Annotated in this window: 18 protein-coding genes; 10 read left to right on the top strand and 8 right to left on the bottom strand. The window is 68.3% G+C overall.

What is annotated here, in order from left to right; genetic code table 11:
• Positions 1-62: 62 nt before the first annotated feature.
• Positions 63-1,418, top strand: a complete 1,356-nt coding sequence (locus W7S_RS00665) for a wax ester/triacylglycerol synthase family O-acyltransferase (RefSeq protein WP_014710792.1) — start codon at positions 63-65, stop codon at positions 1,416-1,418.
• A gap of 35 nt (positions 1,419-1,453) precedes the next feature.
• On the opposite strand, the gene W7S_RS00660 is transcribed toward W7S_RS00665, so the two are convergent.
• Positions 1,454-2,056, bottom strand: a complete 603-nt coding sequence (locus tag W7S_RS00660; RefSeq protein ID WP_008262849.1) for a TetR/AcrR family transcriptional regulator — start codon at positions 2,054-2,056, stop codon at positions 1,454-1,456.
• Positions 2,057-2,160: 104 nt separating this feature from the next.
• Here W7S_RS00660 and W7S_RS00655 point away from each other — a divergent pair, with 104 nt between their 5' ends.
• The 4 genes from W7S_RS00655 to W7S_RS00640 all read left to right on the top strand — a co-directional run bounded on the left by W7S_RS00655 (position 2,161) and on the right by W7S_RS00640 (position 7,127).
• Positions 2,161-3,339: a spirocyclase AveC family protein gene (locus W7S_RS00655; RefSeq protein ID WP_014710791.1), complete on the top strand. Its 1,179-nt coding sequence runs from the start codon at positions 2,161-2,163 to the stop codon at positions 3,337-3,339.
• Positions 3,340-4,158 carry a CbbQ/NirQ/NorQ/GpvN family protein gene (locus W7S_RS00650; protein ID WP_014710790.1) on the top strand — a complete coding sequence of 273 codons (819 nt, stop codon included), beginning with the start codon at positions 3,340-3,342 and terminating at the stop codon, positions 4,156-4,158.
• Positions 4,158-5,831 carry a nitric oxide reductase activation protein NorD gene (locus W7S_RS00645; RefSeq protein ID WP_014710789.1) on the top strand — a complete coding sequence of 558 codons (1,674 nt, stop codon included), beginning with the start codon at positions 4,158-4,160 and terminating at the stop codon, positions 5,829-5,831. Before W7S_RS00650 ends, W7S_RS00645 begins: the two co-directional genes overlap by 1 nt.
• Before the next feature lie 78 nt (positions 5,832-5,909).
• Complete coding sequence (locus tag W7S_RS00640) at positions 5,910-7,127, top strand: cytochrome P450 (RefSeq protein ID WP_014710788.1); 1,218 nt, start codon at positions 5,910-5,912, stop codon at positions 7,125-7,127.
• A gap of 20 nt (positions 7,128-7,147) precedes the next feature.
• Here W7S_RS00640 and W7S_RS00635 read toward each other — a convergent pair whose 3' ends face one another.
• A complete protein-coding gene (locus tag W7S_RS00635; RefSeq protein WP_008262834.1) occupies positions 7,148-7,567 on the bottom strand; it encodes an ATP-binding protein in 420 nt (139 codons plus the stop codon).
• A 132-nt stretch (positions 7,568-7,699) separates the two neighbouring features.
• Positions 7,700-8,671: a 2-hydroxyacid dehydrogenase gene (locus tag W7S_RS00630; RefSeq protein WP_014710787.1), complete on the bottom strand. Its 972-nt coding sequence runs from the start codon at positions 8,669-8,671 to the stop codon at positions 7,700-7,702.
• Positions 8,672-8,755: 84 nt separating this feature from the next.
• Here W7S_RS00630 and W7S_RS00625 point away from each other — a divergent pair, with 84 nt between their 5' ends.
• On the top strand, positions 8,756-9,613 hold the full coding sequence (locus W7S_RS00625; RefSeq protein WP_014710786.1) for an LLM class F420-dependent oxidoreductase: 858 nt from the start codon (positions 8,756-8,758) through the stop codon (positions 9,611-9,613).
• 9 nt (positions 9,614-9,622) lie between these two features.
• Here the strand turns inward: W7S_RS00625 and W7S_RS00620 are convergent, their stop codons facing one another.
• Positions 9,623-11,170: a SulP family inorganic anion transporter gene (locus W7S_RS00620; protein WP_014710785.1), complete on the bottom strand. Its 1,548-nt coding sequence runs from the start codon at positions 11,168-11,170 to the stop codon at positions 9,623-9,625.
• 280 nt (positions 11,171-11,450) lie between these two features.
• Positions 11,451-11,873, bottom strand: a complete 423-nt coding sequence (locus W7S_RS00615) for a nitroreductase family deazaflavin-dependent oxidoreductase (protein ID WP_014710784.1) — start codon at positions 11,871-11,873, stop codon at positions 11,451-11,453.
• A 103-nt stretch (positions 11,874-11,976) separates the two neighbouring features.
• On the opposite strand from W7S_RS00615, the gene W7S_RS00610 reads away from it, so the two are divergent.
• Both W7S_RS00610 and W7S_RS00605 read left to right on the top strand, forming a co-directional pair.
• A complete protein-coding gene (locus tag W7S_RS00610; protein ID WP_014710783.1) occupies positions 11,977-12,876 on the top strand; it encodes a class I SAM-dependent methyltransferase in 900 nt (299 codons plus the stop codon).
• A gap of 88 nt (positions 12,877-12,964) precedes the next feature.
• Positions 12,965-13,654, top strand: coding sequence for a class I SAM-dependent methyltransferase (locus W7S_RS00605; protein ID WP_014378803.1), 690 nt, complete (start codon positions 12,965-12,967; stop codon positions 13,652-13,654).
• A gap of 9 nt (positions 13,655-13,663) precedes the next feature.
• Here the strand turns inward: W7S_RS00605 and W7S_RS00600 are convergent, their stop codons facing one another.
• The 3 genes from W7S_RS00600 to W7S_RS00590 are packed head-to-tail and all read right to left on the bottom strand — an operon-like array spanning position 13,664 to position 16,136.
• The gene (locus W7S_RS00600) at positions 13,664-15,283 is read right to left on the bottom strand and encodes a PPE domain-containing protein (protein WP_202947907.1); all 1,620 of its coding nucleotides are present in this window, start codon (positions 15,281-15,283) and stop codon (positions 13,664-13,666) included.
• Positions 15,284-15,285: 2 nt separating this feature from the next.
• Positions 15,286-15,594: a PE family protein gene (locus W7S_RS00595; protein ID WP_009955621.1), complete on the bottom strand. Its 309-nt coding sequence runs from the start codon at positions 15,592-15,594 to the stop codon at positions 15,286-15,288.
• The gene (locus tag W7S_RS00590) at positions 15,591-16,136 is read right to left on the bottom strand and encodes a hypothetical protein (RefSeq protein ID WP_009955622.1); all 546 of its coding nucleotides are present in this window, start codon (positions 16,134-16,136) and stop codon (positions 15,591-15,593) included. The genes W7S_RS00595 and W7S_RS00590 overlap by 4 nt, the downstream gene beginning before the upstream one ends.
• Positions 16,137-16,207: 71 nt before the next feature.
• Between W7S_RS00590 and W7S_RS00585 the strand changes: the two genes are divergently transcribed.
• Positions 16,208-16,633 carry a hypothetical protein gene (locus tag W7S_RS00585; protein WP_009955624.1) on the top strand — a complete coding sequence of 142 codons (426 nt, stop codon included), beginning with the start codon at positions 16,208-16,210 and terminating at the stop codon, positions 16,631-16,633.
• Positions 16,630-17,415, top strand: coding sequence for a hypothetical protein (locus W7S_RS00580; protein WP_009955625.1), 786 nt, complete (start codon positions 16,630-16,632; stop codon positions 17,413-17,415). The genes W7S_RS00585 and W7S_RS00580 overlap by 4 nt, the downstream gene beginning before the upstream one ends.
• Positions 17,416-17,440: the final 25 nt, after the last annotated feature.

Below are 17,440 nucleotides of genomic sequence, written 5' to 3'. Positions count from 1 at the left end.
TATTAGGAGGTAGGCCGTCCCTGCGGTGGGCGGCGCGACGGCAACAGTTGGGGGCGACACGCATGGAACCGATATCACCGACGGATGCGCTGTTCCTCATCGGCGAATCACGCGAACATCCGATGCACGTGGGCGCGCTGCAGCTCTTCGAGCCGCCCGAGGATGCCGGCCCGCATTTCGTCCGCGAGTCCTATCAGGCGATGCTCGAATGCACCGACGTGCAACCGGCCTTCAGCAAGCGTCCGGCGTTCTTCGGCGGGGTCACCAACGTCGCGTGGTCCTTCGACAAGGAAGTCGAACTCGACTACCACCTTCGCCGTTCCGCGCTTCCGGAACCGGGACGGGTGCGAGACCTCCTGGAGCTGGTTTCCCGGCTGCACGGCAGCCTGCTGGACCGGCACCGCCCGATGTGGGAGGCGCACCTGGTCGAGGGCCTGCAGGACGGGCGGTACGCCGTGTACACCAAGTACCACCACTCCCTGATGGACGGCGTCTCGGCGCTTCGCCTGATGCAGCGGGCCTTCACCTCCGATCCCGACGACGACGAGGTGCGGGTCCCGTGGAGCATTGCGCCGCGCAAGCGCGGCGGACGCAGAAGTCCGTCGCTGTTCGGGCGGGTGGGCCGCACCGCGGGGTCGGCGCTGGCGTTGGCGCCGTCCACGCTGAAGCTCGCGCGGGCCGCGCTGCTCGAACAACAACTCACGCTCCCGTTCCAGGCGCCGCGGTCGATGTTCAACGTCCGGATCGGCGGTGCGCGGCGGGTGGCGGCCCAGTCCTGGGCGTTGGAGCGCATCAACGCGGTCAAGGCGGCCGCCGGCGTCACGGTCAACGACGTCATTCTCGCCATGTCGGCCGGCGCCCTGCGCGCCTACCTGCTGGATCAGAACGCGCTGCCGGACGCCCCACTGACCGCGATGGTTCCGGTGAATCTGCGCAAGGACGACGACGACCGCGGCGGGAACATGGTCGGCACCTTCCTGTGCAACCTCGCCACCGATCTCGACGATCCGGCGAGACGGCTCGAGATCATCAGCGCATCCATTCGCGACACCAAAGAGGTGTTCTGGCAGCTGCCGCCGGTTCAGCAGTTGGCCCTGTCCGCCTTCAACATCGGGGGCCTGTTCCTCGGGTTGGTCCCCGGCTACCTTTCCGCGGCCTCGCCGCCGTTCAACATCGTCATCTCGAACGTGTCGACGGGTCGCTCGGAGCAGCTGTACTGGCGCGGGGCCCGCCTGGACGGAAACTATCCGCTGTCCATCCCCCTCGACGGCCAGGCGGTCAACATCACCGTGACCAACAACGCCGACAACCTCGACTTCGGCCTGGTCGGCTGCCGGCGCAGCGTCCCGCACCTGCAGCGGATGCTCGGTCATCTAGAGGAGTCGTTGAAGGACCTGGAGATCGCCACTGGTGCCTGAGACGCCGTGCGCCACAGTCCTTTTCGGATCGGCGGTCAGGGCAGCTTGATCACCGACACGTACATCTCGACGATCGGGCGGAAGAGGTCCACGTCATCGAGTTGACTGCCCAACACCACCGAGTCGCTGGTGGCGACGAGGACCTGGGCGAACGTCGACGCGGGAATCAGCAACGTCCCGCCGAGCCGGTCGATGCCCGCCACGATGAACTTGGCCAGCGCCTCGACGGCCTCTGATCGCTTGGCGGCCACGCGTTCCCGCGCCTCGGGGTTCCGCAGCAGGTACAGCATGAACTCGTGACCCAGCGCGGCGTGCTCCGCCCCGCGATCGCGGCTGAGCTGGCTCCAGCGCTTGGCGATCTCGTCGAGTTCGCGCGCACCGACCTGCGTCGCCGGCGCCATCACCTCGGTGAAGTTGACGAAGTACCGGCGCCAGTAGCGGTCGCTGACCGCCAGAAACAGGTCTTCCTTCGTCGAGAAGTGTTTGTAGATCGCGCCTTTCGTGTACCCGGCGGCGTGGGCGATGTCGTCGAGCGTCGCGGCGACGAACCCTTTTTCGCCGAAGACTTCCTCGGCGGCATCGACCAATAGCGAGCGAGTGTGCTCGAGGCGGCGCTCTCGCGTCCAACGCTCAACCATGCGCCAGATTCTGCCAGAGCTTGCGAGAAGCTATTCCGTTTCTCAGATACTCGTGAGTATATTGCTCGGAGCGTGGAATGCCGACCCCGGAGGACACCAGCGTCATGAGCGATCTCGCGAACAGGAACCAGCCGTCGTCCGTCACCGAGCCACTGCCCGGCGCGGGCGAACTCGGCGCGCAGGCCGCGTCGCCGGTGCGACCGATCAAGATTTGGGCCGCCGCCGGTGGCGCGCTGCTGGTGCTCCAGCTCTACGTGTGGATCCGGTGGATCACCGGCCCGTATTTCGAGCGGGTGCCGTCGGGACCGAGCGAGCCGCCGATGTACATGAAGGTGCCGCTGATGGCGAACGCGGTGGTGCTATGGATCGCGCTGCCGGTCGTCGTGTGGTGGTTCTTCATCCGGCCGTGGCGGCGCGAGCGGCGGATCACGCTGGACGGCATGCTCGTGCTGTCGATGGGCCTGATGTTCTTCCAGGATCCGCTGCTGAACTACTTCAACACGTGGTGCACCTACAACACCTGGCTGTTCAACCGCGGCTCCTGGTCGTCGAACATTCCGGGTTGGGTTTCCCCGGAGGAGCCGGGCCGTCAGGTGTCCGAGCCGCTGTTGACCAACGCTCCGGGTTACGCCTACGGCGTCCTGCTGATCACGATCGTCGGGTGTTGGATCATGCGCAAAATCAAGACGCGCTGGCCGAACATCAGCAATCTTCGGTTGGTCCTCGTCACCTACGCGCTCGCGTTTGTCTTCGATTTCGTCATGGAGGGTCTGGTCCTGCTACCGATCGGCTTCTACACCTACCCCGGCGCCATCAGGTCCGTGTCGCTCAATGCCGACACCTACTACCAATGGCCGGTCTACGAAGGCCTGATGTGGGGTGGTGTGCAGGCCGCGCTGTGCTGTCTGCGCTTCTTCACCGACGATCGCGGCCGCACCGTCGTCGAGCGCGGATTGGACCACGTGCGAGGCGGATTCGCCAGACAGCAGTTCACGCGCTTCCTGGCGATCTTCGCCGGCGTCAGCTCGTGCTTCTTTTTCTTCTACAACGTGCCCGCGCAATGGATCGGAATGCACTCCGACCCGTGGCCCCAAGACCACCAGAAGCGTTCGTACTTCAACGGCGGCATCTGCGGCGACGGCACGGACACGCCATGCCCGAATCCCGCCCTGCCCATACCCACCAAGCGTTCGGGGTACGTCGACGTGCACGGCCACCTCGTCCTCCCGCCGGGCGGCCAGCTGCCGGAGGTCGTCCCCTTCGAGCGCGCGCGAGGGCGCTAGGTGCTGACGGATTCCCAGCCCACCGTGCGCCCGGCGTCGGAGGCGCCGTTCTATCGGCCCGCCGGCGATGAGGTGCAGGTGTTCCGCGCCGCCGCGCGCCGCGGCCTGCCGGTGCTGCTGAAGGGCCCGACGGGATGTGGCAAGACCCGGTTCGTGGAGGCGATGGCCCACGCGCTCGGTCGCAACCTGATCACCGTCGCGGCGCACGAAGACATGACGTCGGCCGACTTGGTCGGGCGTTTCCTTCTCAAAGGGGGGGAAACGGTCTGGGTGGATGGGCCGTTGACGCGGGCCGTTCGCGAGGGCGCGATCTGCTACCTGGACGAGATCGTCGAGGCGCGCCAGGACACCACGGTGGTCATCCATCCGCTCGCCGATCATCGCCGCGAGCTTCTGGTCGACCGCCTGGGAACGACCGTGCCCGCGGCACCGGGATTTCAACTGGTCATTTCCTACAATCCCGGCTACCAGAGCGTGCTGAAGAACATCAAAGAGTCGACCCGGCAGCGATTCGTGGCCATCGAACTCGACTTCCCGCCCGTCGAGGCCGAGACGGAAGTCGTTGCCCACGAAGCGGGGATCGACGATGCGACGGCACGCGCCCTGGTCACCGTGGGCAACGCGATCCGAAAGCTCGATGGCTCACCGCTGCGCGAAGTGTCGTCCACCCGCACACTGATCCTGGCCGGCAGCCTGGTCGCCGAAGGACTCAGCCTGCGCAGCGCCGTCCAGGCGGCGATCGTGCGGATCCTCTCCGATGACCGGGAGGTCGTCACGGCACTCGGCGAGCTCGTCGATTCCCTGCTGCCGCCAAGGTGATGGAACCCGTTGGCCCGCAACGGTATCGGTTCCTCGCCACCTACCTGGCCGGCCGGGCCGTCGACGTCGCCCGGGCGGCGCCCGGCCAGGACGCCTACACGAACGGCGCCGTCATCTTCGTCCCGGCCGCCGACCCCGCCGGGCAGCAGCGCCGGCAGGTGCTGGTCCAGGCCGCCCTGCTCGGCGCGGGCAGCCTGGATCGGCGGCTGGTGAAGCGGCTGCGAGGCCGGCCGGCGATCGCGCGCCGCTACCTCGCGCTGGAAGGCCACCGGGTGCTCGCCGAACTCGCCCCCACCGTTGCGCTGGCGGCGGCACTTCGCCCCAACGGTGATCCCCGCACCGCGACCGCGGACGGGTCCCTCGAAATGGCCAGGGGCACAAGCCGAATCGCGGACCCTCCGGCGTGGTTCGGTGTCATCCGTCCGGCACAACTACTGGCGTCGTCCGACAGCCGGGCCGCGCCCGCCACGGATACGGACCTGCGGACGGCGATCGAGCTCGTCGCCGAGCGGGAGCCCGCCGACGAGGACGACGCCGCCTCCGAGGAAAGCAAGGTCCTCAAGCTGTTCGAGAATCCGCTGCTGCGTTCGCGGGCACTGATGGACTTTCTGCGAAAACTGTTGGGCGAGGCGCCGTCGCGCGGCGACGACTCGTCGGGCGGGGAGTTTGAGGCGCGCTCGATCCGGCCGGCACGAGCGGTCGGCGCGTCAGCCCGTCCACTTCCGACGCGCATCAATTTCGTCGGCGACCGGCCCGGCGCTGCTCTGGGAATCGGCGGTGCACTGCATCCGGAATGGGACGTCTTCAACAACCGCTATCGGGCGGACTGGTGCCGCGTCATCGATTTTCCGCTCACCGAGCCCACCCACATCTCGGCCGCGCACGTCTCGCACGACGACGAGCTGCGGCGGCGATTGGCACGCGTCGGTCTCGGCCCCAAGCTCTTACGCGCGCGCCCCGACGGTGACGAGATCGACATCGAGGCGCTCGTCGATCTCTTCGTCGACCTGCGCTCCGGTTGTTCACCCACGGAGGCCGTCTACACCCAGCGCCGCAACGTCGTTCGGAACCTCGGCGTCCTCATCCTGCTCGACGCGTCCGGATCGGCCACCGACGCCGACCTGCGGGGGAACAGGGTCCACGACCACCAGCGGGGCGCGGCGGCAACCGTGGCGATGACCCTGGAGGAACTCGGCGACCGCGTGGCCATCTACGCGTTTCGATCCCACGGGCGGCACGCCGTGCACCTGCCGGCGATCAAAACGTTCGGACAGCGCTTCGGCGCCCCGCAACGCGCCCGGCTCAATCAGCTTGAGCCGTCGGGGTATACGCGCCTGGGTGCGGCGATCCGCGGCGCGGGCGAGATACTCAACACCGAAGCCGGCACACCCAACCGGCTGCTGCTTGTCCTGTCCGACGGGTGCCCCTACGACGACGGCTACGACGGTCGCTACGCGGAGGCCGACGCGAACAAGGCGCTCGAGGAACTCCGTGGCGACGGAGTGGCCTGTTTGTGCCTGTCGATCGGGAGCGCCACCGCCGCCGAAGAGCTCGAGCGCGTCTTCGGCTCCGCGCGCTACGTCAGCGCCGCGACCCTGGCCGAGGTGAGTCCGCGGATGGACGAGATGTTCCTGACGGCGCTACGTGAGCGCGCCGCACCGGGGCCGGCGTGAGGGTGGGATTGCTACCACGACGCCTACTGTAAGGTCCACGGTAAGACTGCGCATGCCCGCTTTGGGGAAGGGTGAGCCATGCCAAGCACTGTTGACACGCGACATCAGCCACGGCCCGACGTCGATCTGACCGATGGCGCCTTCTACGCGGGCGACTCGCGCCCGGTCTATCGGTGGATGCGCGAGAACGAGCCGGTCTTTCGGGACCGCAACGGGTTGGCCGCCGCGGCGACGTATCAGGCCGTGATCGACGCCGAGCGGGCGCCCGAGCTGTTCTCCAACGCCGGCGGTATCCGGCCGGACCAGGACGCGCCGCCCATGATGATCGCGATGGATGACCCCGCCCACCTGTTGCGGCGCAAACTCGTCAACGCGGGCTTCACCCGGAAACGCGTCAAGGACCGGGAGGCCTCGATCGGCGCGCTGTGCGACGCCCTGATCGACAACGTCTGCGAACGCGGCGAGTGCGACTTCGTCTGGGACCTCGCCGCCCCGCTGCCCATGGCGGTCATCGGCGACATGCTCGGGGTGCTGCCCGAGGAGCGGCAGATGTTTCTGCGCTGGTCCGACGACATGGTCACCATGCTCAGCAGCACGACCGCGCAAGAGGACTTCCAGGTCTCCATCGACGCCTTCGCCGCCTACACCGAATACATGACGAGCATGATCGCGGCGCGCAAGGCCGAGCCGACCGATGACTTGGTCAGCGTGCTGGTGCACGCGGAGGTGGACGGCGAGAAGCTCGCCGACCACGAGATCGTGACCGAGGTGCTGTTGTTGCTCATCGGCGGCGACGAGACCACCCGGCACACGCTGTCCGGCGGCACCGCGCAGATCCTGCGCCACCCGCAACAGCACCGGCAACTGGTCGACGACGTGGCGCTGCTGCCCAACGCGATCGAAGAGATGCTGAGGTGGACCGCGCCGGTCAAGAACATGGCCCGCACCATGACCGCCGATCTCGAGTTCCACGGCACCCAGCTCGCGCGGGGCGAGAAGATCATCCTGCTCTTCGAGTCGGCGAACTTCGACGAGGCCGTGTTCGGGGATCCCGAGAGCTTCCGGATCGACCGCTACCCCAACAACCATCTGGCATTCGGCTTCGGAACCCATTTCTGCCTGGGCAACCAGCTGGCGCGTCTGGAGCTCTCGATGATGCTCGAGCGACTACTCAAACGCCTGCCCGACATGGAGTTGGCGTCTCAGGACCCGCTGCCGCTGCGGCCGGCCAACTTCGTCAGCGGCCTCGAGCGCATGCCGGTCACGTTCACGCCCTCGACGCCCTCGGGCGGCTGAGCTCGGTTCCTGCGTGAAAGTTATTGCTGGACAGCGCTATCCGCGTCGGTCGTGTAGTCTAAATAGACGCTGGTGCCGTTGGGGCGGGCGTGGATCGTGCAGTGATCGGCGAGGCGGTGCATCAGCGTGATGCCGCGCGAGGCGCGGGGATCGGTGGTCTGCCTCGACGAGGGCTTGCGCCAACTTCCGCGATCGCTGACGCATACCCGGATTGACTCGGCGGCGGGATCGTAGCTGGCCTGCAATTTCATTGCGCCGGCCTCGCGACGGGAGCGGTAGGCGTGCTCGACGCAATTGGCCAACGCCTCGTTCACCCCCAGAACGACGTCCTCACGAATGTCCTCCGACGCGCGCACCTCGTGCCGCAGCCAGTGTTGCAAAACATGGCGCCACTTCGCCGCCGTGTCGGGGCGCGCTGTGCCGGCGAGCGTCAAGCGCACCGGCGCGGCTGTCTCCTGCAGTAGCGGACTCATGAGAGCCGGATACCCAGATGCGGTTGCGGCGATAACCTTCTCGCGGTATCGCTTCGGCCACAGATAGGTTTATCGCCTGGTCACGACGCCGGGAGGCGGTCAGCGCCGACGGCGCGGCGTCAGCACCGGCGTCACGAGTTCGCCGGTGTCGAGGTAGCTGTCGAGGTTGCGGATCGCCAGCTGCGCCATCGCCCGGCGGGTCCGGGCCGTGGCGCTGCCGATGTGCGGAAGAAGGACCACGTTGTCCAGGTCGCACAGTTCGGCCGGCACATGCGGCTCGTCGGCGTAGACGTCCAAGCCGGCCCCCGCCAGCTCGCCGCCGACGAGCAGCTCCACCAGCGCGTCCTGATCGACGACGCTCCCCCGGGCGATGTTGATCAGATACCCCTCGGGACCCAAGGCCGCCAGCACGGAGCGGTCGACCAGCTTGTGGGACTCGTTGTCGCCCGTGGTGGCGACGACCAGCACGTCGACCGACTCGGCGAGCTCCACAGCCGACGCGGCGTAGCGGTAGGGCGACCCGTCGATGCGATGCCGGTTGTGATACGCGATGGCGCAATCGAATCCGAGCAGCCGGGTGGCGATCGCCGAACCGATGCGGCCCAGGCCGAGGATGCCCACCTGGAGGCCGCTGACGTCTCGGGCGTACGGGAACCGGCCCTCGCGCGCCCAGCGGCCCGCCCGCACGTAGCGGTCGGCGGCGCCGAAGCGGCGCAGGGTCATCAGCATCAGGCCCAGCGCCGTGTCGGCGACCGTGTCCGACAGCACGTCCGGGGTGTTGCTCACGCCGATGCCGCGGCGCTTCGCCGCCTCCAGGTCGATCAGGTCCACCCCGGCCCCGTCGTTGACGATGGCCTCGAGGTTGGGCAGCGCGGCGATGGTGTCGGCGTCGACGCCCGGCGGTCCCCACGTCAGCAGCACGCGCACGTCGGCGCCGTGCTCGGCCAGGAATCGGGCCCGCGCCGGGCCGTCGGGAAGCTTCGCAATCTCGTAGCGCGCCGCCAGTTCTTCTGCCAGCGTCGGCTCCAGCTCGCCGACCCTCAGCACGCCGCTCAGATCCTTGGCCGTCACGTCCCCATCATGCGTGAAGCCCGCGCGGTATCGAGCGACGGGCCGCGTGGGAAGCAATCGCGATGCGGGACGGTTGAACCGCGAATGCGCATCGGAGTCGTCTTCCCGCAGACCGAGCTCGGACCGGATCCCGCCGTCCTACGCGCCTACGCCGAGCGCGTCGAGGAGCTCGGGTTCGCCCACATCCTGGCCTACGACCATGTCGTCGGCGCCGACACGACCGTGCACCGGGGCTTCGAGGGCCCCTACGACATCGACTCGACGTTTAACGAGCCCTTCGTCATGATGGGCTACCTGGCCGCGGTCACCAGCCTGGAACTCGTCACGGGCGTCATCATTTTGCCGCAGCGGCAGTCGGTGCTGGTGGCCAAGCAGGCCGCCGAGGTCGACCTGCTCACCGGCGGGCGCTTGCGGCTCGGTGTCGGATTGGGCTGGAACGCCGTGGAGTACGAAGCGCTCGGGGAGACATTCACCAACCGCGGAAAACGTTCCGAGGAACAGGTCGAGCTCATGCGCATGCTGTGGACGCAGCGATCGGTCACCTTCAAGGGCAAGTACCACACCGTGACCGGCGCGGGCCTGGCCCCGCTGCCCACCCAGCGGCCGATCCCGGTGTGGTTCGGGGCGGCCTCCGATCGGGCCTACGAACGCGCCGGCCGCCTCGGCGACGGGTGGTTTCCGATGACCGCGCCGGGCCCCGACCTGGACCACGCGCTCGCGCAGGTCAATCGGGCGGCCGAGGCGGCGGGCCGGGACCCGCGGAGCATCGGCATGGAAGGCCGGGTCAGCTGGACCGGCGACCCCGACAAGCTCGCCGCCGACATCGCCGCGTGGAAAGCCGCCGGGGCCAGCCATCTGTCGGTGAACACCATGAAGGCCGGCTTCGCGCACGTCGACGACCACCTCGCCGCATTGGAACGAGTGGCCGCCGACCTGACCTAGCGTCCCGCGTCAGGCGCGAGCGTCCGCGGAGAGCTGTGCGACCAGGCTCAGGTGCGCGTTGCGGCGGTGGGGTTTTGACGGCTTGCCCTCGTCCCCAACGGATTCCGTCTCGAGCGTTTCGCGGAGATGAACCTCCCCGCCCGTGGCGGTATGCCGCCGCTGCCAGTCGCTGATCGCCTGATGCGCCGCATGGTCGAGATAGGTCGTGAGCAGGTGCAGCGTCACCGACGTGCGTTCCGGGATGGACGCCAGGACACCGGTCAGCCTCGGCAACGACAGGAACGTGCACGCCCCCTCGACGACGACGTGCCATCCATCACCGACGGGCTTGGCCTCGATCCGGGCGCGCACCACCCGCCAACCGGTCACGACGACCGCCAAGGCGAGTCCGATCATGACGCCGTGCAGCAGGTTGAGAAAGACGACGCTGGTGATGGTCACCAGGTAGACGGCGAGATCACCGTTGCGCAGGGCGGTTTCGATGTGCGCCGGTTTGAGCAGTTCGATCCCGATGACGATGAGTAGGCCGGCAAGCGCAGCGGTCGGGATCTTTTCGACCAGCCCGGCGAAGGGCACGGCGAAGAGCAGGATCCAGAACCCGTGCATGATCGTCGAGGCGCGCGTTCTCGCACCGGCGTTCACGTTGGCCGCGCTGCGCACGATGACACCGGCGATGGGCAGCCCACCGATCGCCCCCGACGCGATGTTCGCGGCGCCCTGCCCGATCAGCTCGCGGTTGAAGTCGGTTCGCGGTCCGTTGTGCATGCGGTCGATCGATACCGCAGTCAGCAGGCTCTGGACGCTGGTGATCAGGGTGACCGTGATGACGGCGATCACCACGGCGCCCCAATTCCCGTGCGGCAGCGTCGGTAATTGCAGCGCGTCGAGCACCGAGCCGTTCAGCACGATCCGGGATACGTGGAAGGGGAACACCACCGAGATCGCCGTGACCACCACGATGGCGACCAGTGGCCCCGGGATGCTGGCCACCCGCGCCGGAACCCAGCGCCAGGCGACGAGGATGGCGATCACCAGCAGCCCCAGCACCAGCCCCGGCCGGTGAGCGCCGACGATCTGCGCGGGCAGCCCGGTGACGTTGCTCCATGCCGAGCTTTCCGAGGCGCCACCCAGCAGCACGTGCACTTGCTGTAGCGCAATCGTGATCCCGATGCCGGCCAGCATGGCGTGCACGACGACCGGCGAGATCGCCAGTGCGGCGCGTGCAATTCGGCTGAATCCCAACACAACTTGCAGGATTCCGGCGACGACGGTGATGAAACATGTGATGCCCCAGCCGAACTGATGGACGACATCGGCGACGATGACGGTCAGTCCGGCGGCGGGCCCACTGACCTGCAGGGGCGATCCGCCGATCCATCCTCCGACGATGCCCCCGACGATCGCCGCGATCAAGCCGGCGAGCACGGGCGCATCCGAAGCGATTGCGATCCCGAGGGACAACGGGAGCGCCACCAGGAAAACCACCAGCGATGCGGGCAGGTCGTATTGGGCGATCTCGCGGAACCGGTCAATCCGGGACGATACGCCCTGCTCCACGCCTTGCCGACCCGACGATTCAGCGTGTTGCAAGAGCTTCTCCTGAATTCGTCAATGACGGTGGACTTTTGGGGTATCCATCCGACAACGGCAACCGGAACACTTCGTAAAGCCGTGCGGCCCAGGCGATTCAAATTCACTGAACATCATTGTTCAGCGGGGGCGTGCCTGGCCTCTGCGTACGAAAGTAGGTGGGCAACCAAGACCGGTCAACCGGACGGGCCGGGCGCATATCGAATGCAAATGTTTGCGCGGGCCCGTCAGCGGTGCCGCAAATCTCTCATTCCAGAACGAAGACCGGGATCTGTCGTGCCGTCTTGGTTTGGTATTCCGCGTAGGGAGGAAAGGCTTTAACGGCCCGCTGCCACCACTCGTCGCGCTCGGGCCCCTCGAGTTCGCGAGCCGTGAGCGTGGCGACCTTGTCGCCGTCTTGCAGCGTCACCGTCGGGTTCGCCTTGACGTTGGCGTACCACGCGGGATGCTCGGGGGCGCCACCGTGGGACGCGACGATGACGTAGCGGCCGTCCTTCTCGACCCGCATCAGCGGTACGTAACGCTGTTTGCCGGACTTCGCCCCCGTGACGGTCAGCAGGACGATGGGCCGGTCGAAGACCTCGACCCCGTCGGTGGTGCCGCGACTCAGGATTTGTTCGGTCTGCTCGCGGACCCAGCCCCTGGGGCTCAGCTCGATGTGGTCGCCCATAACGACAGTGAACACCACCGCCTGCTCCGGCGGAGCGGGTACAGTCGAGTCGTCACTTACATAAGCTAACTAATCAGGCGTTCGTGGCCGAGAGGAGATTGGCGTGGCCCGCACCGAGAACGACACGTGGGATCTGGCGTCCAGCGTCGGAGCCACCGCGACAGCGGTCGCCGCACAGCGCGCGATCGCCTCCCAAGGCCCGGACGCCCTGCTGAACGACCCCTGGGCCGACCCGCTCGTGCGCGCCGTCGGCACCGAGACCTTCATCAAGCTCCTCGACAGCCCGCTCGACCGCAGCGACGATCCGCTGCTGAACCGCCAGGCCGTCAAGGAACAGATCACGGTGCGCACCCGGTTTTTCGACGACTTCTTCCTGCAGGCGACGGGCTCGGGCATCCGGCAGGCCGTCATCCTGGCGTCCGGACTGGACACCAGGGCCTACCGGCTGGCCTGGCCCACGGGCACGATCGTCTACGAGATCGACCAACCCGAGGTCATCGAGTTCAAGACGCGGACGCTGGCCGGCCTGGGTGCCACGCCGGCCGCGGAGCGGCGGACGGTTCCGATCGACCTGCGAGACGATTGGCCGACGGCGCTCGCGGAAGCCGGATTCGACGCCGCGCAACCGACCGCCTGGAGCGCCGAGGGCCTGCTCGTCTACTTGCCGCCCGAGGCGCAAGACCGCCTGTTCGACAACATCGCCGCCGCGTCGGCGACCGGCAGCCGGATCGCCACAGAACACTTGGACCTGCGCAAGATTCCGTCGGATTGGGCACAGAAGCTGACCGAGCGGTCACGGCGCATCGGGTCCAGCATCAATCTGGCCGAGCTTTTCTACACCGGCGAGCGCAACACCGCGGCCGAATACCTCGCCGCGCGCGGGTGGCAGACCGACGTACGGACCACCGAGCAGGCCTTCGCCGCCCAGGGGTTCGGCGTGCCCAACGATGAGCTGGCCTCGTTCGGCGACGCGTCGGGCTACCTGACCGCGACACTTCGGTAGCGGCCACCACGGGCATCGCCGGCGCGCGCCGATCCCCGCTATATCAACTTTGTTGACACATATCAGGGTGGTTGATATCAATGGTGGTATGACTCAGCCAACGCAAGAGATGTTCGAAGCTGCTTACCGGGGCGAGGCCCCCGAGATGGGCGAGGGCAACCGGCCGCCATGGAGCATCGGTGAGCCGCAGCCCGAGATTGCGGCCCTCATCGAGGCCGGCAAGTTCCACGGCGACGTGCTCGACGCCGGTTGCGGTGAGGCGGCGGTGTCGCTGTACCTGGCCGAACGCGGTTTCACCACGGTGGGCCTGGACCAGTCGCCCACCGCCATCGAGTTGGCGCGCGAGAAGGCCGCCCGGCGCGGCCTGACCAGCGCCAGCTTCGACGTCGCGGACATCAGTGCCTTCACCGGGTACGACGGCCGCTTCGGAACCATCGTCGACAGCACCCTGTTCCACTCGATGCCCGTCGAGCTGCGCGACGGCTATCAGCAGTCGATCGTGCGGGCCGCCGCGCCCGGAGCGTCGTACTTCGTGCTGGTCTTTGACCGCGCCGCCATGCCGGCCGATGGCCCGGTCAATGCGGTCACCGAAGACGAACTGCGCGACGCGGTCTCCAAGTACTGGGTGATCGACGAGATCCGCCCGGCCCGCATCCACGCCAACGTGCCGGAGAGCTTTCTGGAAGGCTTCCAGGCCTTCGCCGGTGCCGACATCCGTGACGAGGGCAACGGCCGCAAGTCCGTAGGGGCCTGGTTACTGTCCGCGCATCTCGGCTAGCGGCGCGACCTACGGGCCGTCCCAGCTCTCCGGCAACATCGGCAGACGGGCGCCGTCACCGGGCTGATCGCCGGCCAACCTGATCAGGCCTCCCGCCCGCACGTCGGGCTTGGGCAGCGTCCCGATGAAACCCTCGATCGCACCAGGGGAGTCCGACGCCAGGGCCCGGTCGGGCTGGGACGCGCTCACCGCGCCGGAATCGTCGTCGGCCTCGATGAATTCGTACCTGTAGCCGGGGTCGATGACCGAACGCGGGCGGCGCCGCGACCGTGCCCGCTCCCGTTCCGGCGCGCTCGCGCGCGCCGCCGCCGCGGCGGCCTGCGCCGCCGGTAGCCCGGTTCTGGTGCGGCTCTGCGCTTTCGAACCCATGCCGAGGCCGAGGCCGCCCACCATGTAGCCGAAGCCCTCGGCGCCGGTCACCGGAGCGGGGGGCGTGGGGGGCGCCGCGGGCGGCGCGACGGTGGAGACCGTGGTCGCCGGGGCCGACGCCACCGACGTGACCGGCGCCGCCGGTGAGGCCGGGGCCATCGGAGCCATCGCCGGCGCAACCGACACCAGCGGCGGCTGCATCCCCACCACGGCGGGTTGCGGGGCGGCGACGGGCGCCGGGGCCGGCGCAGCCACCCCGGCCAGCCCCGCCAGACCCGCCAGTCCGGCGAGTCCTCCCAGGCTGGTGATGGACAGGCTCAAGCCGACCTGCAACAGCAGCGGCAGCTCCTGGAGGATGAACCGCAGCGTCCTGATCGTCCAGTTGATGATCCGGAAGGTCTGCCAGGCGATGAAATAATTCATCAGCGCCGGGAATGTGGACGGGTTGAGCAGACCTGACGCGTTCTGCTGAAGCCACGCCAGCGCCTGGGCGTTTCCGTTGAAGAAGTTCCCCAGATTCTGCAGATACTCCGACGGGCTCCAGTTCGGCTGTCCCTGGCCGGGGATCTTTTCGCCGTCGGGCCCGAAGAGCATCTCCCAGATCTCTTCGGGTGTGGGCAATTGGAACGACCCCTGCCCGCCGCCGCCGCCTGACCCAGTTCCGGTCCCGCCGCCCGCCCCAGTTCCGGTCCCGGTGCCGGTCCCCGCGCCGGCCCCGGTTCCAGTGCCGGTCCCCTTGCCACCGCCCGACCCGGCGCCGCTGGTCAATTGCACGGCTTCGGTCGTGACCTGATAGGTGCTCATCGTGGTGGCCGCCTGGGTCCACATCCGCGCGTAGTCGGCCTCGTTGAGCGCAATCGGAATCGTATTGACCCCAAAGAAATTCGTTGCCACCAAGGCGGCGTGCATGGCATGGTTGGCGGCCAACTCGGGCAGCGTCGGCATCGCGGCCAGGGCGGCCGTGTAAGCGGTGGCCACCCCCTGATGTTGGGCGGCCGCCTCGGCGCTCAGCGTGCCGGCCAGCTCCAGCCAGGCCAGGTACGGCATGTGCGCGGCGACATACGTTTCCGCGGTCGGGCCATCCCACACCCCGGCCGATCCGGTCAGTACCGCCGTCAATTCCGTTGCCGCCGACTGGTATTGGGAGCTCAGGGCGGCCCAGGTGCCCGCCGCGGCGAGCAGCGGGCCCGGCCCGGGACCACTGCTCAGCAACGTCGAATGCACCTCGGGGGGCAGCGCCATCCATACCGGAGCGGTCATCGTCAGCCGCCTGCCCCCAGGTACGTCGCCGCGTCCGCCGCGTCCTGGGCGGCGTAACCGACGCCCGCGAGGCTCACACCCAGCCCGGCCCGGCCCAACACCTCGACGCCCTTGGCCGCCGCGGCCGTATGCTGGCTGCCCCTGCCGCTGAAAACCGCGGCGGCTCCGAGCGATACCGGATCGGCCGCCGGTGGAACCACCGCCGAGACCACCGGGGCGGCGGCCGCGTGTGCGGCCGCGAGCTGGGCGGTGATGGCCTCCACCGCCGCGCTCGTCGCGGCCAGGCCCTCGGGAAGGACTCGTAGCGTCATAGCGGCCACTCCTCACATCGGTTTCTGCCCATGAACATCGCCGCCACCCAGGCGAGCAGACCGGCTGACAATCCGAAAACCAGATGCCAGCCGGCCTTTTCGAGCAGCCCGCTCGACACCCAGGTCGACACATGACCGCCGGCGCGCAGGCCGAACACCGAACTGGCCAGTGCGACAAGATGAATCGGGGCGGCGGCTGGCGCCAACAACCATCGCCGCACCCGCACCGCCGGCAGCGCGGCGGCGGTGTACAGCAACGCCGCCGCGGCCACATAGCGACTACTCCACAACGGGTCGCCCCACCCGTGCATCGGCAACGTCGCCACCGTGGAGGCCGCCCCGACCACGAGTACCGTCTCGCGCCGGACGGTTACCAGCGCCACCGCCACCAAGAGGGTCAGCCAGACCAATCCACGGTGCCCGGGCAGGCCCAGCGGGATCCGGACATCGGTGGAGGCGACGATCGTGGCGGCGGCAAGCAGGGGGAACACCGCCTCGCGGGCGGCCATGAAGCCGGCCGCGGGGCGTTGCATCACGGTCATCCGGAAAGCATAAATTGCGAGCAGCTACCCTGACCCTCATTTGCGGCGTATTCACAGGATAGGATCCGAAAATGCGCAGCTATACGCCGTCGCTTCGGGCAGTCGCGGTCCTGGCCGTCAGCGCTGGGATCGCGGCGTGCGGCCCCTCCGGGACCGACAACCGGCTCGTCGTCCAGGACAACCACCGCGTCCTCGACCAGTTCACCATCGCGCAGCTGCAGCAGCTCCCCCAGGTGGAGATCACCACGCCGCAATCGCACGGAGCACAGGCCCAGAAGGGGCCCAGCGTGCGCTCGATTCTCAACGCGGCGGGCGCGGCCGACGCCACCCGGGTCCGGGTCGAGGGGCGTGACCCGGCCCAGACGCTGATCGCCGCCGCGCTCGACGATCAGACCATCCTCAGCTTCACCAAACGCAACACGCTCAAGCTGACGGGCGCGCGGCTCAGCCGCGATCAATGGGTTCGCGATGTCACCGCCCTGGTGGTCAACCCATGACCGAAGCTGTCGCGCTCGCCGGTGTGGACCTGCTCGTCGGCATCGACGACACCGACAACGCCTACACACCCGGCACCGGTCGGCGCGCCCGCGCGCTGCTTCGCGAGTTGGCGGCGGCGGGCCTCGGCGCCCCCGCCGGCGCCACCCGTCACCAGCTGCTCGTCGACGACCGGATCCCCTATACGTCCCACAATTCGAGCGCCTGCCTGGCCTGGCGCAGCGCCGACGGCGACCCCCACGGGGCACGAGGCGAAATCATCGAACTCGCCGGGCGATTCCTGGAACGGGTCTGCCCACCCGACGCCGACCCCGGCCTCGCCGTCGTCATTCCGGGGGATCTCGACGACGCAGCGCCACTCATCGAGTTCGGTCGCCGCGCCAAACGAGAGGTGTTGCATCCCAGCGAAGCCCGCGAACTCGGCCCGGCGCTCGGGGTGCATCTGTCGGGACACGGCGGCACCCATGAGGGCATGACCGGCGCGCTGGCGGCGATCGGACTGCACCTGTCCGGCAACGACGGCCTGTTCATCACCCTGCCCGGCATCCGCAAGCTGCCCCATCACGCCACGCTCGACACCGTCCGCACCCTGACACCGATCGATCTCGCCCGCGACGACCTGCACCGCCAGCCGACACCCGGCGAGGTAATCGAACTGGGCGACTGGGTGCGCCCGGTGCTGCTCGACGGACTGGCCGTCCTGCTTCTCGAGCCTCCGCGCGGTCGGGACGGGGGCGGCAGAACCTGGCGAACCGCCCCGCGCGCCGTGGTCAAACGGTATTGAGTGTTTCGACGCGTGCGATTCGGGC

Source organism: Mycobacterium sp. MOTT36Y, assembly GCF_000262165.1.
Lineage (GTDB): Bacteria > Actinomycetota > Actinomycetes > Mycobacteriales > Mycobacteriaceae > Mycobacterium > Mycobacterium intracellulare.
This window is presented reverse-complemented; position numbering and strand designations above follow the sequence as displayed.